This window comes from Natronoflexus pectinivorans (assembly GCF_004345615.1).
Taxonomy (GTDB): domain Bacteria; phylum Bacteroidota; class Bacteroidia; order Bacteroidales; family Marinilabiliaceae; genus Natronoflexus; species Natronoflexus pectinivorans.
In genome coordinates, this window is record NZ_SLWK01000020.1 from 25,181 (window position 1) to 47,145 (window position 21,965).

At 40.7% G+C, this 21,965-nt stretch carries 16 protein-coding genes and 1 tRNA gene; 11 read left to right on the plus strand and 6 right to left on the minus strand.

Annotation, left to right across the window (positions count from 1 at the left end; all coding sequences use genetic code 11):
* Positions 1-185: 185 nt before the first annotated feature.
* From EV194_RS16150 to EV194_RS16160, 3 genes are all read right to left on the minus strand, one after another.
* Positions 186-2,195, minus strand: coding sequence for an AAA family ATPase (locus EV194_RS16150; protein ID WP_132435449.1), 2,010 nt, complete (start codon positions 2,193-2,195; stop codon positions 186-188).
* 3 nt (positions 2,196-2,198) lie between these two features.
* Positions 2,199-4,313 carry a tetratricopeptide repeat protein gene (locus EV194_RS16155; RefSeq protein WP_132435451.1) on the minus strand — a complete coding sequence of 705 codons (2,115 nt, stop codon included), beginning with the start codon at positions 4,311-4,313 and terminating at the stop codon, positions 2,199-2,201.
* Between the two features lie 62 nt (positions 4,314-4,375).
* A complete protein-coding gene (locus EV194_RS16160; RefSeq protein WP_132435453.1) occupies positions 4,376-6,109 on the minus strand; it encodes a M23 family metallopeptidase in 1,734 nt (577 codons plus the stop codon).
* A gap of 679 nt (positions 6,110-6,788) precedes the next feature.
* Between EV194_RS16160 and EV194_RS16165 the strand changes: the two genes are divergently transcribed.
* The 5 genes from EV194_RS16165 (at position 6,789) to EV194_RS16185 (ending at position 11,797) form a co-directional block, all read left to right on the plus strand.
* Positions 6,789-7,472 carry a NigD1/NigD2 family lipoprotein gene (locus EV194_RS16165; RefSeq protein ID WP_132435455.1) on the plus strand — a complete coding sequence of 228 codons (684 nt, stop codon included), beginning with the start codon at positions 6,789-6,791 and terminating at the stop codon, positions 7,470-7,472.
* Between the two features lie 209 nt (positions 7,473-7,681).
* Positions 7,682-7,755: transfer RNA gene (locus tag EV194_RS16170), tRNA-Arg, on the plus strand.
* A gap of 919 nt (positions 7,756-8,674) precedes the next feature.
* Positions 8,675-9,070 (plus strand): hypothetical protein, encoded by a 396-nt coding sequence (locus tag EV194_RS16175; protein ID WP_132435457.1) that lies wholly within the window; start codon positions 8,675-8,677, stop codon positions 9,068-9,070.
* A gap of 359 nt (positions 9,071-9,429) precedes the next feature.
* On the plus strand, positions 9,430-10,842 hold the full coding sequence (locus EV194_RS16180; RefSeq protein ID WP_132435459.1) for an MFS transporter: 1,413 nt from the start codon (positions 9,430-9,432) through the stop codon (positions 10,840-10,842).
* Between the two features lie 4 nt (positions 10,843-10,846).
* On the plus strand, positions 10,847-11,797 hold the full coding sequence (locus EV194_RS16185) for a glycoside hydrolase family 43 protein (RefSeq protein ID WP_132435461.1): 951 nt from the start codon (positions 10,847-10,849) through the stop codon (positions 11,795-11,797).
* Positions 11,798-11,935: 138 nt separating this feature from the next.
* Here EV194_RS16185 and EV194_RS16190 read toward each other — a convergent pair whose 3' ends face one another.
* The gene (locus EV194_RS16190; RefSeq protein ID WP_207916095.1) at positions 11,936-12,616 is read right to left on the minus strand and encodes a LysE family transporter; all 681 of its coding nucleotides are present in this window, start codon (positions 12,614-12,616) and stop codon (positions 11,936-11,938) included.
* Between the two features lie 458 nt (positions 12,617-13,074).
* On the opposite strand from EV194_RS16190, the gene EV194_RS16195 reads away from it, so the two are divergent.
* The 6 genes from EV194_RS16195 (at position 13,075) to EV194_RS16220 (ending at position 19,763) form a co-directional block, all read left to right on the plus strand.
* Positions 13,075-13,461, plus strand: coding sequence for a biotin/lipoyl-containing protein (locus EV194_RS16195; protein WP_132435463.1), 387 nt, complete (start codon positions 13,075-13,077; stop codon positions 13,459-13,461).
* 16 nt (positions 13,462-13,477) lie between these two features.
* The gene (locus EV194_RS16200; RefSeq protein WP_132435465.1) at positions 13,478-15,022 is read left to right on the plus strand and encodes an oxaloacetate decarboxylase subunit alpha; all 1,545 of its coding nucleotides are present in this window, start codon (positions 13,478-13,480) and stop codon (positions 15,020-15,022) included.
* 500 nt (positions 15,023-15,522) lie between these two features.
* Complete coding sequence (locus EV194_RS16205; RefSeq protein ID WP_132435467.1) at positions 15,523-17,106, plus strand: arabinan endo-1,5-alpha-L-arabinosidase; 1,584 nt, start codon at positions 15,523-15,525, stop codon at positions 17,104-17,106.
* A gap of 148 nt (positions 17,107-17,254) precedes the next feature.
* The gene (locus tag EV194_RS16210) at positions 17,255-19,168 is read left to right on the plus strand and encodes a RecQ family ATP-dependent DNA helicase (RefSeq protein ID WP_132435469.1); all 1,914 of its coding nucleotides are present in this window, start codon (positions 17,255-17,257) and stop codon (positions 19,166-19,168) included.
* A 35-nt stretch (positions 19,169-19,203) separates the two neighbouring features.
* Positions 19,204-19,449: an AbrB/MazE/SpoVT family DNA-binding domain-containing protein gene (locus EV194_RS16215; RefSeq protein WP_132435471.1), complete on the plus strand. Its 246-nt coding sequence runs from the start codon at positions 19,204-19,206 to the stop codon at positions 19,447-19,449.
* A complete protein-coding gene (locus tag EV194_RS16220) occupies positions 19,440-19,763 on the plus strand; it encodes a type II toxin-antitoxin system PemK/MazF family toxin (protein ID WP_132435473.1) in 324 nt (107 codons plus the stop codon). The genes EV194_RS16215 and EV194_RS16220 overlap by 10 nt, the downstream gene beginning before the upstream one ends.
* A 2-nt stretch (positions 19,764-19,765) precedes the next feature.
* On the opposite strand, the gene nspC is transcribed toward EV194_RS16220, so the two are convergent.
* Entirely contained in the window at positions 19,766-20,908 is a 1,143-nt protein-coding gene (gene nspC / locus EV194_RS16225; RefSeq protein ID WP_132435475.1) for a carboxynorspermidine decarboxylase, read from the minus strand.
* 49 nt (positions 20,909-20,957) lie between these two features.
* Positions 20,958-21,344 carry a DoxX family membrane protein gene (locus EV194_RS16230; RefSeq protein ID WP_132435477.1) on the minus strand — a complete coding sequence of 129 codons (387 nt, stop codon included), beginning with the start codon at positions 21,342-21,344 and terminating at the stop codon, positions 20,958-20,960.
* Positions 21,345-21,965 lie beyond the last annotated feature (621 nt).

Consider the following 21,965-nt stretch of genomic DNA (forward strand, 5'->3'; position numbering starts at 1 on the left):
TACCTGATGATTATATTCTAAGAAGATTACAGCGCTATGCCCCTTAAACACAACAGATCAAGAACCATCGCTTCCCATTATGATATTTCCATCTGCTTATAATTAGTTTTCGGTTCTCAGATAAACTCGCCAATAATTATTTCACTTTTAGTCGTAATTCGAATTGGTTTATCACATCTTTCAAATTAATCAAACTGCTCGTTTTCCAAACTCTTGGCGATGTTTTTATACTCCTTAGCCTTTTTCGTTTCGCCCATTTTTGTGCAGACTTTACTGAGTATTTTATAGGCTTTGGGGTTGCTGTTTCTGAGGTTGACAGCTTCGAGTAAGTCCTGGTAAGCTCCGGAAAGTTTATTGAGTTCCAGCCTGATTTCTCCACGAAGCAGAAGTGCTTTAAAGTGTCGCTGTCTCTGCTTTAGAATGGATGAACAATCGGTTTCGGCTGATTGATAGTCGCCCGTTTTGGTGAGAAGGACAGCACGGCGCAGCAGGGCTTCAATGAAAAGGGGATTCAGTTTTAAAGCTTTGTTCAGGTTGGCAATGGCTGATCTGGTATCGTTAAATTTCACCTCACATTCATTGGCCATGAGGTAGTACTCTCTTGCAAACTCCTCCACATTGTTTCTGTTGGCCTCCAACTGTGCTTCCAAATCTGATATGCGATGTTTGTAATGATTGATGAACTGTAACTCCCGCACGATAAAACGCTGCATTTCTGCTTTGTCCAGGTCGTTCCTATAGCTTACCGCTTTTGAAAAATGTTTTACTGCATCCTGCCAGTTTTGACTTCGGAATGCACCTAAGGCCATCAGGTAGGCACTGTCTGCTTTGGCTTTTCGCAACTCCTCTTCGATGAGTTGCTTATTGTTGGCAGCTTTGGCAAACTGTACCACCTCGTTGTTCACAATGATGTCGCTCTTTATCACCGGTGTTTTAAGAACCATCCCTTCCAGCGAACGGCAGCGGCTTAAAGCAACATAGAGTTGCCCGCCGGCAAAAGCACCGCCGCTGAAATCAATCACCACCTTATCGAATGTGAGTCCCTGACTTTTATGTACAGTTACCGCCCACGCCAATCGAAGCGGAAATTGGTTAAAAGAACCAATTTCTTCTGCAATGATTCGGTTGTTTTTCTCGTCGTATTTATATCTCAGGTTTTCCCATTTCTCTTTGGTAACCAGATGGATGTTGTCATTTTCGAGTCTTACGTAAATCCCATCCTCATCAATTTCTTCCACAATTCCCAGACTGCCATTAAACCAACGCCGCTCAATGTCGTTTTTTACAAACATCACCTGTGCATTTTCCTTTAAAATCAGTCGCTTTAAAGTGGGCAGACTCGATTCGGGAAATTCTCCGGAAATGGTTCCTTCAAAGGAGAATTCCTCACCTTCGAGTTCATTGAGTTTCTGATCGTTGATGTAATCTACCGTATCTCTGCGTGTGGCAAGAGTTATAAATAGTTCGTCTATGGGTGTTTGGAAATGAGGATTGAGCCTTGAGTTGATTGTCTTAAGCTCTACATCAGTGGTACTTTTTACTCTGATTTTATCCAGAATATTTACGAAAACCGGATCGTTTTGCCGGTAAACCTTTTGTAATTCTATTTGAACCAGCGGAATACGGCTGAAAACCTGTGCCGAGAAGAAGTAAGGCGTTCGGTAAAATCGGTTGAGAATTTGCCATTCGTCTCTTTTCACCACAGGCTCAAGCTGAAAGGCATCACCTACCAAAAGCATCTGTTTCCCTCCAAAGGGTGCTGTTTTGTTTCCGGTATAAACCCGCAACACCTGATCTATGAAATCCAGAATATCGCAGCGAACCATGGATATTTCATCGATGATGATGAGTTCCACTTCTCTGATAAGCTGCATTTTTGCCTTATTGTATTTTAGAAAGTCATAAATGCGCCTGTCTTTGGTTGATAAATCCGGATCGTTTGGCAGTATGGGTCGAAAGGGAACCTTAAAGAATGAATGGATGGTAACCCCGCCGGCATTGATGGCTGCAATTCCTGTTGGAGCCAGTACAATGTGTTTTTTATGTGTGTTGTTACATACGTATTTCAAAAAGGTAGACTTTCCTGTTCCTGCACGGCCTGTGAGAAAAACTGAACTGTTGGTATGTTGAATAAGACGCAGGGCATCCTGAAACTCAGGATTGTTGGTGTCAATATTTTGAGGTAACTCACTCATTTTTTATTCTTCCTCTTCCGTCATGGCTCCAGGACCAATCCCGTACCGTTTAATTACATTGTAAGCCTCAAATATTCCAAGTTCTCCGGCTTTGCTTAAATCAAGAGTTCCTTCTATTTCCTGTTCCAGGAAAATTCTGATCAACCCACGATTAAACCAGGCCTCACCAAAATCGGGACTGAGTTCTATGGCTTGGGTGAAGTACTGGAGCGCTTCTTCAAAATTTCGCTGGGTGGCATGAATCATGCCTATGTTATAATGAGCAAAAGCAAAATCGGGGTTTATGGTTTTGATTTTCTGTAAATCAGAAATTATCAGGTCGTAATCCAGTATGCGTCGTTCTCGTTCACTTGGTTGAGTTGGCGATCTTGTTGTAGTGGTTCTCACATCAAGTCTTTGGGGCGATTCAGGTGTTTCTTCATCCAGGGATCGAACCAATTCCACCATTTTAAATCGCGTGTAGGCACGATTTAAGAGTGCCAGATAATTCTCAGGGTTTATTTCAATCACCCGGTTGTAATCATTCATGGCGTTGTTCAAATTCAAAACCGACTGATAGAGAGCGCCCCGCGCCAACAGGTAACGCTCAATGTCCCTGCTGTCTGGATTCTCGTTGATATAAGTGGTTAGTCTGTTGATCTCTTCAAACACCCTGGCGGAAGTCGTTCTTTCCAACTCCTTTTCACGATTGGATATTTGAAGTGGTCTGTCGGTTATTCTCCGTCTGTTAAACCCATCAAGATCAATATTGAAATATCGCAAGCGATGCACGAGGGTATCGCCCGGGTAATATGTAAGACCAAATACCGGTTCAAGGTCAATCACCACGTTGCGGTATTGAATCCTGCCTCTCAGAGAAGTCCCTGCCAGCTCTTCGGGTTGTTCGCTTCCAAAGTCATCGAGAACTGCAATTCTATCATAGTTGCGGATGTCCCGGTCAGACTCCCGTCTGGTGGCTTTACGTTCGCCGGTTTCTTCTTCTTCTGATTCGCTGCTGCTTAAAGCTTCAGCGCGGTCGGAAGCTTGTCTGCGATCCATTTCCAGGCTCATGGCTGTACCATAATCCAGCTCTGCACCACGTCGGTCGCCCAGCAATTGTTTTACCTGCGATCGGTTAAAATAAACCGGGGCAAAATCGGGATGGTTATCTGCGACAATGTCCAAATCTGCCAATGCATTTTCCATCTGCCCGGTTTCCATATATAAAAGAGCCCGGTTGTAAAGGGTCAGCAAGTCGTCGGATCGCAAGGCCAAGACTCTGGAGAAATCATCAATGGCTCTGTTCAGGTCGCCAATCTGTGCCCTGAGGATTCCGCGGTTGTGGTAGGCCAACGCATTACGAGGTTCCAGCTCGATCACTCTGTCAAAATCGTCTACTGTGCCACGCAAATCATCCAATTGGTAGCGGATGATTCCCCTTGTCATGAACAGTCTGCCATCATCGGGACGAAGCCGGATGGCTTCGTTCAGGTCGTCCAGTGATTTTTCAAATTCAGACAACTGATAATTAACAATGGCCCTGAAGGTAAATCCTTCCGGAATATAAGGGTTTATTTCGATGGCTCTTGTAAAATCTGATAATCCTCCAATGGTATCTCCTGCGGACACTTTGGCGTGTCCACGATTCAGCCAGGCATTGACAAGGTTAGGGGCGAGCCGAAGGGCCTGAGAGTAAGTTTCAACCGCTTTTTCGAACTCTTCGGCATTGATGTAAGCAATTCCGATGTTTGTGATCAGATTAACATTTTCGGGGTCGATTTCAAGGCCTCGCCTGAAATCGGCAATGGCTTCATTGGTTCGCCCAAGTCGTTGGCGAATAATCCCCCGAAGATTGTATGCATCTACAAAAAATGGGTTTATATCCAGGGCTAGAGAACAGTCTGCCTCTGCTCCTTTTAAATCGTCGAGGTAATATTTTCCTTGTGCTCTGTAAAAATAGGGTCTGCTCAGATAGGGTTTTGCCCTGATTACCTGATTAAAATATTGTATGGCAAGGATGTAATCCTCGAAAAAGAGAGCATTCCGTCCTATGATGGTCATCCGGTCGGTGTCGATCTGAGCCTTAACCGGAGCTGCCAGCAAAAGCGGGATGAGTAATATGTAAAGTCTTCTTACCATTCGGTGTTTTATAACAAGTACACAAATATAAAATAAATTACAACAGCAGAATGTTCAACAGGTTAATAGATAAAGTCTGTTGATAATCTGGTTTCGTTGCCAACGTTATCGGTGGCAACAATCTCCAGCGTATGGCGCTGGTCTTTGTTGATCCTGAATTTATCAAAAAAACCAATGAGCAAATTGTTTTTGGGATCATACTCAAAAAGTGCCCACTCGCCATTAATGGTGGCTCTGTAGCTGGCAATTCCGCTGAAGTTGTCTCTGATATCAACCCTGATTGCGTCCCTGTTTGAGTAGTTCCGGCCGGCCGGAATGTTTAATATTCTTAGGGTTGGAGGCGTTTCATCCACGACAAGGAAGTAGGTTCCTGCATCGCGTGTGCGAACAACCATCTGATTTCCTCTGCGCGTGCCACCTGCATAAATGAGTGAGCCATTGTTGCCAATTCTGGCGGCTGTAAGCCGCTGGTGGGTAATATATTGATCGGGGATGGGTAAGGTGATTTCAAAAAATTGATGGATGGGAATGTTTTCGTTCAACATCGAAAAGTGTTGACCGATGCCAACACCGGGATTGGGATTTATCTGGAATTCAGCTTCCACACGGGTGTAAAAACTGTTGGCCGGAAAACTTACTGCGAAATCCCCAAATGAGCTGCTCCATGCCCTTGCAGGATGAAGTGTCTCCATTTTAGGTGCTGCTGAAACTTCCGGCATTCTTGGAGGAGTGGTTCCACGGATGTTGAATATGAGTTGCGACAGGTTGCCGGCAGCATCCTTTACCCTATAATGGAATTGGCGGGTTTCTCCGGGAGTCATGGCTACAACACCACGTGTTGCCCCGGTTTGATATATATCAAGTTGATTGTTTTCGTCTAAAAAGCTTTTTTGTATCACCTGGCGGTGGGTGCGTCGTCGTTTAAAATCTATGTGACTGTTGAGGTATCGGGTTTGACTGAAAAGAAATCCATCCAGCCGCGATTTAAACCACGGTTGTTCGTCTACATGCAACTGAATGGAATAGACACCACATTTTCGCCACGAACCTGTAAAATAGTCCAGTGTTTCTATGCCCACTCCAATCTGGCCTGAAGCCTCAATTGCCGGGTTTCCGCGCAGGTGAAACCTGCCGGAATGAAACACCACCGGGAGGTAAAGTGGTTCGTTTTTACCGTTTATCCTGCTCTGTTCATCCAGGGGATATATTACCACTGCTTCGATATGTGGAGGGACATCGTCCTTAACGGGAAAATCAAAAAAATGAACATTGATGGGTTTTTGTGTGTCGGTTTCGCGAATTTCGAAGTGCAAATGCGGACCACCGGAGCTTCCTGAGTTTCCTGAATAGGCTATGAGTTCACCTCTTTTTACCGGAATTTCGCCCGGCGCAAAGCTTTCATCAATGGCAAAGGACTCTTTTTGGTACTGGATGTTTGTCACAATCTCTTCAATTCTTTCAGAAAACCATTCGACATGAGCATACACAGATGAAAACCCGTTGGGATGGTTCACGTATATGGCCTTTCCGAATCCCACCGGCGAAACGGCTATGCGAAAAACATATCCGTCGTCAATGGCAAAAATGGGAAGCCCCGTTTTGCCGTGAGTGGTAAAATCAACCCCCGAATGAAAATGGCTGCCTCTGAGCTCCCCGAAACTTCCACTAACCACCAAATCAATATCAAGCGGCATATGAAAATCCCACTGTGGGTATTGGTACTGAGCCCTGCTTAAAGGCGTTGAAATATAAAGAGCACTAATAATGATCAAAATCAGTCCGGTACACCTTGCCATGTTATTTTGTTATTTTAAAAATTCATTCATCGTTATTCCTAAAAAAAGAAAATGTTTCAGTTCAGCTACGCTTTATCCCGCTTTGCGGGACTTCACTACGCTCCGTCACCTAACCTGTTAGCTTGTCATTTTGTTAGCTTCCAGCCCATTATAGCATTCTGTTTACGTTGCACACCTACGACGTGCCTTCTCTCAACGAAACGTTACTTTCTATCGACATTTGCCACCTTCGGCGGCGTTATTCAAAGTTTTCAAAATGCTGCAATTACGTTTCTCCTTCTAATGACCTATCGACCTCTTGACCTATTAGTCTTATAACTTATATATCAGAATGCTACTCCATCTATGTAACTCCGTTTTGCTAAGAACAAACCATAAACTATCAACTCAAAACTCCAAATCATTGATTTTTAGCCAAAACCTTTCATACCCCGCCTTTCAGAGACTTCATTTTATATCGTTTCCGGTTTACGGTCTGCGATTTTCGTTTTCCGTTTTCCGTTTCACCCTTCCCCGTCGCTAAAATAACCAATGCAATGCAATTTCCAGACCATTTTTTAAAAAGTTTTGGTCTGTTTTGGGATGATTTTTGTATCTAATTAAGCAACCAAACATTTTTTTTTCATCTAAGGTTTGAGTGAGATCATTAAGTTTGATTAATAACAGGAGGATACAAAAGATGAGAAAGTTGATGTTATTTTGGGTTGCAATAATGGCAACCATGTTTCTGTTGCAGGGGTGTTTAAAGGATGATGATAGTTATTCACTTGGAAAGTTTTGGGTAACTACCGGTACCATTGAAAAAGGAGCAATTTCACCCTTTGTTGTTGTCACCGATAACGGCGACAGGTTATTCCCTTCGGCTTCGGCTGTTCCCCATTTCAAAACTAAGGACGGACAACGGGTATGGATCAGTTATACCATATTGGGTGATGCCGAAGGTCAGATTGATCATTTTGTACGAGTGAATGATTTGTCGGAGATTCTGACTAAAGGCATTCTGGAACTCACTCCGGAAAATGCCGACAGCATTGGCCACGACCCGGTAACCATCAGAGATTATTGGTTCACGGGCGATTTTCTCACCATCCGATTTATATACGGAGGTGGAGGGCGCATTCATTTCATCAATCTGGTTCAGGATGTGGACAACCCCGTTAATGACCAGGGTCTGCCGATTTTGGAATTCAGGCATAACCGCAACAATGACCCTTACAACTACAAAATGTATGGTACCGTATCCTTTAATTTGGAAACTTTAAAAATAGAGGAACAGGATGAAATTCAATTTGTTCTGAAGGCTAAATCGAGTGGAGACAGGGATGATTTTGAGAAGGTGTTGACATTTAAGTACGACCATTGATTGAGCCTTGGTGCAATGTGGGACATCCCGTGCGTCTGAAAAAGTTCTGCGCACGGGATGTTGTATTTGTGACCACAATATCCTGTAAATCAAATTTGAATATCGCGTAATATTTTTTTTGTGATTTTTTTATGGAAAATGATTTTTGTATTCGTTCAAAGTTCCTATATTTGCACCGCGTTTGAACGAAACGCTTTTTGATGAATATTGATTCCGTAGCTTAATTGGATAGAGCACCTGGTTACGGCCCAGGAGGTTGGGGGTTCGAGTCCCTCCGGGATCACAAATTAGAATTGAGCAGACCCTTGTAGCATATATGTTACAAGGGTTTTTTCTTTAAATTTTGCGTTCATTCACTCCAAATTACCCCCAATTTACCATCATCCAGCTTTGTACAATTTTATATATTTTCTTCTTCTAGGTTGTTTATTCGCAAATCCCTCCATTTTGCACTACTTGTTTTCAATCGGAGGTTTTTTCGGCATTTTTTTATTTTGGTTATATACTATCAATTATGGACTGGAATTATTGAATATTGCCCAGAATATTTCAAATAAATTGAAATAAAACAAAAGACTAATGATGTTTCTATTATCGACATATATGTTAGGTGTTTTTATCACCTTACCACCTTTTCAATTAAATGTATCCTTAATTGTAAAAGGAATTGCGATTTCACTTGGATTTAGCGGATTATTTAGTCTTATATATTTATTTTACAGCATTACAGATGACTATATTTATCGTGTAAAGAACCGAGCACCAAATCTTTTTAATTATTTTATCGTTTTATTTCATTTTGGATTTTTCCCGATTTGATTTTTCCTACTTCATTCACACGTAAGATTAATTATGAGAGATAAAAACATAATAGAGTTTTAGTATTTAACTACCACTCATACATAGCAATTTGAGTGGGGTATAGCCAGTCCTGAAAATCGGAACCTCAGCGATGCTTTGATGACCTCAATAACCATTATTCCCGACTGAAATAATGCCGACAGCATTTATTTATTGTCTCTAAGGAACATTTTAATCAAACGAAAACAAAACCCGCAGAAAATAATATTTAAAACTTGTAGGAAATGACGACACAAAAGCAAAACTCTCGGCAATACTTTCGGTCTGTATCTATCATATACTTTGCGTTATTATTTGGACAGGTAGCATTTGTTACTCTAACATTATATCTCAATCCGGGAATGAATTCTGAACCAGATGATTCGTTAAGAGATGTTTTTATTTATATTGTTCCAATTTTTGTTGTAAACGGTTTTGTTGCTGGTCAAATAATTTTTAAGAGCCGGTTAAAAAAGATAAAAACGTATAATAACCTGAGCTCAAAGATGGTGGCATATCGTGGTGCGATGATTATTCGTCTGGCAATGCTTGAGGGTGCTTCGTTATTTACAATTACGATCTGTTTTTTGACAGCAGATTTAACATTTTTGGCAATCTCAGTATTCATTATTATTTATTTCATTATTCTAAAACCAACCGTTGAAAAAATTGCTGTTGATTTAGAACTTAATCGATCAGAAAAAATAAGAATTGGAAATCCTAATGAGGTGATAGCTGTATTTGAAACCAATCAATGAGAAAGCTGTGACATGGTTTAAATAGAATTTATAGTCATTTTTTTGAACCAGTGTGTTGATAAATAATTCTAACACAGCAAGGGCTTTTCTGGCTAAAGAGATTCCGTAATTTTTACTTTTCGGGTAAAAATTACTTTTATTTTCAGAAATCATTTAATTATTTATTTCATATTTATATATTTGTTCACAGAAACTGGGCTCAAGTTGATTTTTTCTTGATCATTTTGTAAGCAGAAAAGAAGAAATACCATAAAACGAACTCCGGGGTTTCGCAAAAAACAAATTAGAAACAGATAAAACATTAATCAAAGCAATAGCAGTGCCTGAAGCGTTAATAGTTTAAATTATACTTAAAATCTATGAAATCTCAAAAACTTAGTGTTCTGGAAAAAATCGGGTATGGATCCGGTGATGCCGCTGTAAATGTGGTAATCTCCTCCATGTTCCTTATCATCAGCTTTTTTTATACCGATGTTTTTGGTCTCAAACCCAAAGATATGGCGCTCATGTTTTTATTGGTGAGGCTTATTGATGCAATAACCGATCCCTTAATGGGACTCATCACCGATAAATTCAAAACCAGATGGGGACGCTACCGTCACTATTTTTTGTTCTTATCGATTCCTTTTGGCATATCAGTTTTTCTCACCTTTACAACCCCGGAATTTGACTATGCCGGAAAAATGATTTATGCTTACCTTACCTATATCTTCGTAACCATCATGTTTACCTCGGTTACAATTCCTTATATATCGTTGATAGGCGTTTTAACCAGTGACCCGCAAGAGAGATTGTCTGCAAACGGATACAGGCTTTTCTTTGCCAAAGTGGCTGCTTTTGGTGTGTCCATTATTGTCCCCATTCTTTCAAAATATCTGGGTAAGATAGATTGGGCCACTTTTTCTGTAACCATGGAAAGTTTTTCCATAAAGTTTGTTTACGAAACAATAGCAGGAGATCCTGACTTATCGAAGGGGTATCAACTGGCTATGGGGTTGATGGCACTTATTGGAACTTTACTATTTTTATTTTCTTTTGCAACTACTAAAGAGAGAGTGGAGCATGTTGTTGACAAAAAAAAACTTTTTGAACAATTTAAGTTACTCATTAAAAATGGACAATGGACCCTTCTTTTTGGTGTTTGTTTTATTGGAACAGTAGGGTATGTAATACGTAATTCAGTGGCCATTTACTATGCTAAATATTTTTTGGGTGGTGATGCTGAGGTACAGGCTATGTTTATGGCTACGGGAGTTGGGGCTGCTATTCTTGCAATGATAGCATCAACTTATATTACCAAATACTATTGTAAGGTAAAATTGTTTAAATGGTCTCAACTTGCAGTCGGAGTAATTAGTTTAGCTCTGTTTGTTTTGGTGCGTCCGGGAAATATGATGTTGGCCTTTCCGCTCTATTTTATGCTATCTTTTGTCGTGGATTTACATGCTCCTGTTTTCTGGTCAGCCATTGCTGAAGCAGTTGATTATGGTCACGCTAAAACCGGGAAGCGAGTTTCAGGTCTGGCTTTTGGGGGCATCTCTTTTGCTCAGAAGTTGGGAATGGGAATAGCCGGAGCTGCAGTTGGATTGTTGCTCCATACATTTGAATATATTCCGCAAGCTGATGTTCAAAGTAGTTTAACTCTTACCGGGCTTGCTCTTATGCTGACTGTGATTCCAGGCTTGTTTCATACACTTATGGGAATGATGATGTTTCGTTATAAAATCACCGATAAATATTATGAGGGAATCAAAGCCAAACTTAAAATTTAGTTATATGGAAAAATATAATTCAAACAAACCTCTGATTGAGCAAAGAGCCGATCCGTTTATCTATAAACATACCGATGGATTTTATTATTTTACCGGTTCGGTGCCTTCCTATGATCGCATAGAACTTAGAAGAGCAGAAACCATTGAAGGTTTAAAGAATGCAAAAACATTCGATGTCTGGCATAAGCATGATGCAGGCATTATGAGTCAGCACATTTGGGCTCCCGAGATTCATTATTTGGATGGGAAGTGGTACATCTATTTTGCGGCCAGTAAAGTGGACGATATATGGAGGTTAAGGCCTTATGTTCTTGAATGTAAGGGGCAGGACCCTTTAATTGATGAATGGATTGAATTGGGACAGATGCAGGCAGCTGATGGCGATGAAAAATCTTTTATTGATTTTTCATTGGATGGAACTGTCTTTGAAAATAATGGGAAGAGATATTTCAGTTGGGCTGAGAAGACCGGCGGACAATTTGCTGCCTCAAATCTCTATTTGGCCGAAATGGAATCGCCAATCAAGCTAAAAACTCCTCAGTTTATGCTGACCACTCCGGATTATGATTGGGAAAGAATTGGTTTCTGGGTAAATGAAGGACCGGCAGTGATCAAAAACAATGGTAAGATTTTTATCACATTTTCGGCAAGTGCCACCGGTGCATGCTATTGTATGGGCATAATGGAGGCCGATGAAGATTCTGATCTTTTGGATAGGAATTCATGGAAGAAATCCAGGTATCCGGTATTGAAAACTGACTATCAAAAGAAGATTTTCGGGCCTGGCCACAACTCTTTTACAGTGGCAGAAGATGGAACGACTCCCTTATGTGTTTATCATGCCAGAGATTATGAAGAGATTGTTGGTGATCCCTTGTATGATCCCAATCGTCATGCCAGAGTTTTGCCTGTGAGATTTGACGATGTAGGGAGCCCCATTTTTGAATTGTGGTAGTTGCTATGACTAAATTTCCCTGGGGAAATTGCAGTTAATATCTTGAATAGTAGGGAGTTTGTTTTTGAATATTCAAAAACAAACTCCCTACATTTTAATAGAGTATGATCAACTATTCAGCGTTTGTAATTTCAATATTTATAAGTTATTATTGGCTGCTGTCATGATTAGGTAAACTGCGAATCCTACCAAAAAAGTACCACAAATTCCTATCAAAATTCGATAAACCTGATCGGTAAATAGTTTTTTCCCTTTACTTACAGCCGTTGAAATGGCTGTGTACCAGATGTAATCACCTGTAATATGTCCTAAAAAGAAGAAAACAATCCCGGGTAACCCAAATGTTTGTGAATAAAATATGTAACCAATTCCGATGGTTGCCCACCAGATGATCCAGTAAGGGTTGGCAAGGCTCATGAGAGCACCTGTAACAAGTAAATTGCCTTTTCTTTCAGTTCCTTCTTGTGTGTTTACCGATAGGGTAGGCAGAGAGCGAAACATGCCCCAGGCCATCCAAAACATGATAGAGCCCCCTAGTAAAGCACTGATGAGAAAAAACATATCATGTTTGAGCACAGGAGCCAACCCCAGTAAAAGTCCGGTAATCAACAGCAACTCCAAAATGGCATGTCCGGTTATGAGCAGGGGGCCTGCCATGGCTCCACGCTTGCTGCTTTCGCTGATGGTGACGGTGAGCAAAGGACCAGGCATCATGGCACCTGAAAATGCAATGATGAGTGAGGTGAAAAATATTGTTGCCAGAGATGTTAGCATTGTTTTGGTAATTAACTTTGGTTCAACAGATACAAAGCTATTCATTTTAATCAATTCAACAAATTTTCTCTTTTTACTGGTTTTGCTGTAACTATTAGTTTGAATTTTTCGTTAATTAAATAGAGAAAAAAATCTTTAATTGATTTAAAAATGTTAATTTTGGCTTCCGAAAACAGGGCTAAATTTCATTGTTTACAGGTGGTTTGCCTTAGTATTTTATGTTTTGCAACATATCCAGAAATTATTAAAGATATTTTTCTTTAATACAGGTGCTTAAGTTGTAGAAAAACAGGTAGTTGGTGAGATTGGTTTGCTTCTTGATTGTAGGTTGTTAATTATCCTTAAATTGGCCTTATTTATAATTGCTTGATATATTTTTATCATTGAAATCTATTAGAATATTTAACTCGGAGGGTCGATAGATGTATTGTTGTTATGATTGTTTAATCGCCAGATTACCTGTGTTATAAAGTAAATATTAATAACTTATATAATAAAAACCTATGAAAAAGTATCTGATTACCGTGAATGAGAAACAGTACGAAGTTGAAGTTGAAGAGGTGAGAGCTACCACAGCAAGAGCCGTTCAAACATTAAAGTCAGCTCCAAAGTTAAAGACTCCGGTATCTGCCGGAAATGGAAACGGAAATGGAAAAGCTGTTACAGCTGCCTCCGGTGGTCATAAAGTTTCAGCACCAATGCCCGGAAACGTTTTTAAAGTATTGGTAGCGCCTGGTGATGAGGTTAAAAAAGGACAAGTCTTGCTTGTTTTTGAAGCGATGAAAATGGAAAATGACCTGACATCACCTGCTGATGGAGTTGTTCGTGAAATGAATGCTGTAGAAGGCAATGCCATTGCTGTTGGAGAAGTTTTAGTTGTTGTTGAATAGTATTTTATTGTCATATATGCGTAAAGTTGGAATTACAGAAACTGTTTTAAGGGATGCGCACCAGTCGTTGATAGCCACCCGTATGAGAACAGAGGAGATGTTACCCATTGTTGAACAATTGGATGATATTGGATATCATTCACTTGAAGCATGGGGAGGAGCCACTTTTGATGCTTGTTTACGTTTCCTGGATGAAGATCCATGGGATCGTTTACGTAAAATTAAAGCCAAAGCAAAGAAAACACCTTTGCAGATGTTGCTGAGGGGACAAAATTTGTTGGGATATAAGCACTATGCCGATGATGTAGTGGAGTATTTCGTTCAAAAAGCCATTGCCAATGGAATGGATATCATCAGAATTTTTGATGCCATGAACGATCCGCGTAACATCGAAACGGCCATTAAAGCATGTATCAAAGAGGGAGGGCATGCACAAGCGTGCATCAGCTATACAACCAGTCCGGTACATAGTTTGGATCTGTTTGCAAAAGATGCTAAGATTCTTGAAGGAATGGGAGCTCACTCCATATGTATCAAGGACATGGCCGGCTTGTTAAAGCCTTATGATGCATACAACCTGATTAAAGCCATTAAGGAATCGGTAAAAATTCCTGTTCAATTGCATACACATTATACCAGTGGCGTGGCATCAATGACTTACCTTAAAGCCATTGAAGCCGGAGTAGATGTTGTGGATACTGCCATTTCGCCTTTGGCACTTGGAACTTCACAGCCTGCTACTGAACCATTGGTTGCTTCTTTGCAGGATACGGAATACGACACTGGTCTTGACTTAATGAAATTGAGTGATATTGCCGAATATTTCCGTCCTTTCAGAGAGAAATGGATTGAATCAGGTCTGTTGGATCCAAAAATGCTTGGCGTTGATGCCAATGCATTGATTTATCAGGTTCCCGGAGGTATGTTATCCAATCTGGTATCTCAGCTAAAGCAATCCAATGCGGTTGATAAACTGGATGATGTTCTTAAAGAAGTGCCTCGTGTGCGTGAAGATTTTGGTTTTCCTCCATTGGTGACGCCTTCCAGTCAGATTGTTGGAACACAGGCTGTTTTCAATGTGTTGATGGGAGAGCGTTATAAAATGGTTCCCAAAGAATCTCGCGGCGTTGTAAAGGGGGAGTATGGGAAGTCTCCGTCACCTATTTCCGAAGAGATATCTAAAAAGATTTTGGGTGATGAAAAGCCAATCACATGCCGTCCTGCTGATTTGATTGAACCTGAATTGGAGAAAATCAGAGAGGAAATTAAGGATATGATTGAGCAGGAGGAGGATGTACTTTCTTATGCCTTGTTGCCACAGGTTGCTAAAGCGTTCTTTAAGAAAAGAAAAGATGGAACCTTGAATCAGGCTCCTGTTGAGCCTGCTCCAAAAAAGGCTGAACCGGCCAGGGAGCAGTTTGATGAGGAAGATGATGATGAGGTGGTAGCTGTTATTTCTGCTGCGGTTTCTGCAATAGGGAGTCAGTCGGGTACACAATTTGCCATAAATTCTATTCGCCAGGTGAGCCCATGGGTGTTGGCTGGCCGTTTGAACCGATGATTTATAAAGATTTATTACCAATGTTTGAAAGGTTGCCTCAAAAAGGCAACCTTTTGCTTATTTAGTCAGAGATTGTTAAGGGCAGCAACAGTTTTACAATTCAGGTATATCTATTCAAATTATTCATATATCCTCTCCAGAAAGCAAATTCTCCACTTCTTTTATTGATAAAATTTATTATTTTGAATCTGATATGAGGTGTATGAAAAAATGGGACAGTTTGTCCGTTATTTTTTAATGCATTTGCTGGATCTATTTGGCTTTATTTCAGTATTAATAGTTCGTTGATCTTTTTTATTTGACTAATTATCAGACACATACGAATCTATATGCGCAAAATCTAATTATCTGATAATAAGAACCTTGCTTATATCTTATATCTAATATCTGATCCCGAGATATTCGGGACTAACGATCTAATGAGTATAGAAGATTAAATTAAACAGATACTAATACTGTATCCATAATTGACTATTTTACGATATTAAATTTTGAATTTTATGAGAAGTTGTTTGAAGTTGTTGATTTTTACTGGTTTGATTTTTACATTTGGATGTAGTGATGACGATGATCTAAATCCAAATGGTGATGAAACAGAGAAGCAGCAGGAGTTTAGAGGTCCCCGGTATTCTGATGATTATTCAATGATTTCATCATGGTCTTCAAGAAATTCCTGGAATTTGGCAAATGTGCACGATCCCACGGTTGTTAAGGATGGAGATTATTTTTATATGTATCAGACTGATGCGTCATATGGAAATGCCCATGTAGGGCATGGACATTTTCCGGTTCGGCGTTCAAGGGATTTGGTTAACTGGGAATTTTATGGAATGGCCTTTGACCATGCTCCACTATGGGTAAAGGATTCGTTAAATAATATGAGGTCACGAATGGATCCCCCATTACCAGCTATTGAAAATCCCGAATATGGATTTTGGGCTCCCCACATCAGCAAAGTAGGAGATGAATTTCGGATGTATTACAGCATCGTGGTAATCAATCCCATTGTGGGTAACAATTCAAACTACTCCTGGACGGAACGTGCCTTTATTGGATTGGCGGTATCCCGAGATCTGGCTTCAAATATCTGGGAAGATCGTGGCATGGTGGTTTGTTCCGAGCCCGATGGACTTGAAACTTATACTAGAACAGGTTCTCATGATTGGAGCGGATATTTTCAGTTTAATGCCATTGATCCGAGCTTTATTGTGACTCCCGAAGGGGAGCATTGGTTGATATATGGGTCATGGCATACCGGTATCGCAGCTGTTCAATTGGATCCGGAAACCGGAAAACCTTACAGTTGGAGCACGCTTGAAGATTACGGTGTTAGGATTGCTGGTAGAGGGAACTTGGCCACAAACCGATGGCAGGCACTAGAAGCCCCTGAAATCGTTTATAACGAAGAGACTGGCTATTACTATCTATTTTTGGCTTATGATGAGTTGGCTGTTGCATACAATACACGTGTAGCCAGGTCAAAACATATTACCGGTCCATATATTGGCATCGATGGAGGAAATGTAACTGATGGAGCTGAGTGTTGGCCTATGCTAACACATCCCTATGCTTTTGGAGGACATCATGGCTGGGTTGGGTTTGCTCATTGCAGCGTTTTCAGGGATCCGGATACCGGGCAGTGGTTTTATGCATCTCAGGCACGATTACCTGAGAATTTACCCGGTGTGAATGCTTCAAATGCAATAATGATGGGACATGTAAGAGAAATTGAATGGACAAGTGACGGGTGGCCTGTTGTGATGCCGCAAAGATATGCAGCTGTTCCCGAAACTGAAATAAATGATGAGGCTCTTGTTGGTCGGTACGATGTAATTATTAAAAGTTATGATTATCAGAGGATTCAAAATTCTAGAACGGCTGAACTTCATTCCGATGGTAGGGTGACCGGTGCGCTATCTGGAACTTGGATTTTTGATCAGGAAAATATGAGGTTAAATATTGGTAATCTGGAATTGATTGTTAAAGATGCCTGGGACTGGGAAGCATCGCCTCGACAAACAACCATTACTTTTTCCGGACTAACTTCTGATGGACGTCCTGTTTGGGGTAAATTAAGAGAGTAAAAAAAAGCGCCATAGGCGCTTTTTTGTTTTAATTCGTTTACGTAGTCAATGTTATTTATATTGACTTTTTAGTACTTTAGGGATCGATTATTTATATCTTAGAATTTATTTTCAAACAACCCAAAATTAACCCGTTATTTTCTATTTTATGTGTTCAGTAAAAACTTCCCTCAAGAATTATTTTGGTTTTGATGCCTTTCGTCCGGGACAGGAGAAAGTGGTCAATGCTTTGCTTGCAGGCCGTTCATCTGCGGCCATATTTCCAACCGGTTCAGGAAAATCCCTCTGCTATCAATTGGCGGCATTGCATTTGCCAAACTTAACTTTGGTGGTCTCTCCGCTTCTGGCACTCATCAGCGACCAGCTGGAATCCATGGAGGCTTCCGGAATTCCGGCTGCTAGAATTGATTCTACTCTGAACCATAAGCAGATGAATCAAATCAGAGAAGATGTGCGCTCAGGAAAAATCAAGGTGCTGATGGTTTCTGTTGAAAGATTCAAAAATGAATCTTTCAGACGATTTCTCTCAGGCATACCAGTCTCCATGATGGTGGTGGATGAAGCACATTGCATTTCTGAATGGGGACACAATTTCCGTCCCGATTACTTAAAGTTACCGGAGTATAGAATGCAATTCAATGTTTCTCAGGTTTTGCTGTTAACTGCCACGGCTACGCCCAAAGTCATTGAGGATATGTGCAGAAAATTTGACATCGCCAAGGACGATGTGGCCATTACAGGATTTTTCAGGGAAAACTTACATTTATCAGTCATCCCGGCTGAGGAGAGCAAGAAAAAGGATGTTTTGGCCAACCTGTTGGTCAATGAGAAAAGTGATTCGGCCATTGTGTATGTCACTTTGCAAAAAACTGCCGAAGAGGTGGCCGCTTACCTTCGTGAAAAGGATATCGTAGCGGCTGCATATCATGCCGGAATGAATAATGCCGACCGGGAAGCCATTCAAAATGGCTTCATGAATGGCCATATTCCTGTAATAGTTGCCACCATTGCTTTTGGCATGGGCATTGATAAACCCGACATCCGGCATGTGGTTCACTACGATTTGCCAAAGTCCATCGAAAGCTATAGCCAGGAAATTGGCCGTGCAGGTCGCGATGGCCAGGTTTCAAAATGTACCCTGCTCGGAAATCTGGATGGTCTTAACGTTCTGGAGAACTTTGTATATGGTGATACGCCTGAATTATCCGGTATCAAAACACTTCTGGGAGATATACAAAAGGCTGATAACCGATGGGAGGTTCAATCCTTAAAATTATCCGGAGACACCAACATTCGGATGTTGCCGCTGAAAACTTTGCTGGTCTATCTTGAAATGGAAGGAATTATTAAACCTTTGTTCAGCTATTTCAGCACCTATCGTTTTAAAAATGTATTGGATAACGATGCCATTGTCGCAAAGTTCAGCGGTGAACGTGCCGGTTTCATAAAAGCCATTTTTGACCATTCAGAAAAAGCCCGCACCTGGACATCAGTTGATTTTGATGCCATATTGTCTGCCTATCCTGCCGACAGACAGCGCATTGTTTCTGCACTTGATTACTTCAACGAGCAGGGCTTCATACAATTGGAAGCCAAACAGATGATTGAAGTGTTTGAGGTTCTTCAGAGCAATTTTGATGTCGATGTTTTGGCATCGACCATCCACCAAAAGTTTGCAACACGCGAAGCGGCAGAAGTGAAGAGAATCAACGACATGGTTGAGTTTTTCGGAAGTGATGATTGTCTCTCAAAAACTTTATCGACATACTTTGGGGAGCAGACCAACTGGGAAAAATGTGGCACCTGCTCCGTTTGTAAAAAAGGAGCTGCCAAACTTAAGAAGACCATTGTGTTACCTGACCTAAAACCTGAGGACGTAAAGGAACATCTATCTGCTTTCAATGATGCGGTTAAAGGACGTGAATTTTCCCCGGTGGTTTTAACCCGTTTCCTCTGTGGTATTCACACCCCTGTTTTCTCTAAAATTAAGGCTTCATCTATAAAAGGATATGGTACTTTGGAACATCATCGTTTTAGAGAGGTCTTGCAAATGATTAATTAATGTAATAACTTTGTTATTACATCAATTCTTTGCGTATGGAAGTCTCTGTTATTAAAATAGGAAATTCAAAAGGAATCAGGCTCCCCAAATCGTTGTTAGAGCGATATAATATCAAAGACTCAGTAGAACTGGTTTTTGAGAAGGAGCAAATTGTTGTCAGGCCTGTTTCAAATCCACGAAAAGGTTGGGAAGATGCATTCAGGGAGATGCATCAATCTGGTGATGACCGACTGTTGATTGACGATGTGTTTGATGATGAAATCCCGGAGGAATGGAGTTAAAACAATATTCCATCGTGTTGGTAAATTTGGATCCGACTGTGGGAAGTGAGATTCAGAAAACAAGACCGTGCGTGATCATTTCACCCGATGAAATGAACAGATATTTGCATACCATCATTGTTGCTCCAATGACTACTTCTGAAAAGCCTTATCCAACCCGCGTGGCAGTGGTTTATTATAATGTATCCGGACAAATTGTTGTTGACCAGATTCGCACCGTTGACCGACAACGAATTATACGTGTATTGGGGCATCTTCAGAGGAAAGAGGTGTTACTCTTAAAGTCGGTTATTAAGGAAACTCTTGTGGATTAGTATTACCCCATTCTGTTTTTGTAATCATCATAACCAAATTCACGGACGATGTTCAGGCCGTTATTATCGTTCCAGATGGCTAATGCCGGATGGGGTACTCCGTTGAACATGGTTGTTTTTACCATGGTATAGTGTATCATATCTTCAAACACAATTTTGTCACCCGGTTTTAGTGGTTCATCAAAAGACCAGTCGCCAATAAAATCTCCCGACAGGCAGCTGTTTCCACCCATGCGGTAGGTTGGCTTTCCTTTAACTGGTTCGTGGTAAGCACTACGAATCCGGGGCTTGTATGGCATTTCAAGACAATCGGGCATGTGTCCGGTAAAGGATACATTGAGGATGGCTGTTTTAATGCCATGATTCTCCACAATGTCCACCACTTCTGAAACCAATACACCCGTTTCCCAGGCGAAGGCACTTCCGGGTTCCATGATTACCTCTACGTTCCATTTGGCTTTAAAACGTTTGAGGGTCTCTACCAGATGCTCCGTGTTGTATCCTTCACGGGTCATCAGGTGCCCTCCTCCCATGTTGAACCATTTAATTTGATTTAGATATTTGCCAAATTTCAGCTCAATGGCTTCAAGGGTTTTTTCCAGGTTGATGGAGGTTGATTCACAAAGCGTATGGAAATGAATTCCTTCTATTTCGGCAGGTAATTTATCAGGCATTTGGTTGGCTATTACACCCATGCGTGAACCCGGTGCGCATGGATTGTAGAGATCTGTTTCTACTTCACTGTATTCGGGATTGATGCGAATACCTAATGATACTTTGCGTTCAAAGGTTTTTACCATGGGTAAAAACCTTTCGAACTGAGTAAATGAGTTGAAAGTAATATGGCTGCTGTACTTCAGAATTTCAGGAAACTCTTTTTCTGTATATGCCGGAGAATAGGTGTGAGCCAAACTGCCCATCTCTTCATAAGCAAGGCGGGCTTCGTGAATGGAGCTGGCAGTGGAGTAGGGGATGTACTCCCGAACAATGGGAAATGCCGGCCAAAAGGCAAATGCCTTAAAGGCCAGAATAATGTCCACTCCGGCACGTTCTTTCACCGATTTAATGAGTTCAAGGTTTTTTCTGAACAATTGCTCATCCAACACATAACAAGGTGTTGGTATTTGTTGTATATCAATAGCCATTTGGATACGTTGTTTAATTCCTTTTGGCAAAGATAAAAATTTAACGCAACTATTCTTTTCCCTGTTGGTTCAGTTTAGATTTCATGCCGGCTATCATTAAAGATCCACCCATTAGAGACACATCCTTAAGCATATTAATGAGCGCAACCATGCTCTCATTTTTTTCCAATAGTTGAGGGATGTGGATGGTTATAATGAATAGGAAAAGTAATCCGGCAAGCGTTAATGCGGTAAGCTTTACATATTTCCTGACAATCATACTGATTCCCGCTGCTATCATTATTAGTCCCGTGAATATAACTGTGTAGGCTCCAATGATTGGAAGAAACGACTGGAAGTTTTCGCTGTACCACGAATACTGAAAGATATGGTTTAAACCAAACAGAATAAACGGTAGAGCAAATAGAACGCGTCCGATGTGTGTGATGTTTTTCATAAGGTTGGATTTATGAATACTATATATGCAATTTAATACTTTTTTTTAAATGTTTAATCAATAGGGTAGCGGAATAATTTTAATGCGGGGAATAACGTTCACTGAATTAATTATGCAGTAATTCTAGTTTGACAAATTAGGATACCTATTTATAATTGGATTGTGAGTTGCTTTGAGAAATGGCCGTTACTTTTGAAGAGTCAGTTTTGTATAGCCCCAATGGGGCGTCATCAGTAACATGGGGCTACGCCCTATGAAAATGGATCTAAATAGAACTTAGCCCTGAAGGGCGTAAGCAATACATAGCAATTCAAATAGTTAGAAATAATATCGTCAAAGCATCTCTATTTAAAATGAGTCTTATGATGGAGATGTTGTTTTGGATTAGAATTGCTGCCACCCTTTTAGGGCTGTGTTTTTTTTGTTTCACCATCCCGGGGCTGTACCCCGGGTTATTGATTAAACCCTTTCAGGGTTAGTATAACTAGGGGTTGCTGAAAAACTCTTAAATAATTGATAGTTTGCAATATATATATGTTTTCAATCATTAAAGTGCAAGCTTTTTTAATATAACTATTGCATTTCCGTGCATTGAAAAAACTAGAAATAATGGAAACTTCC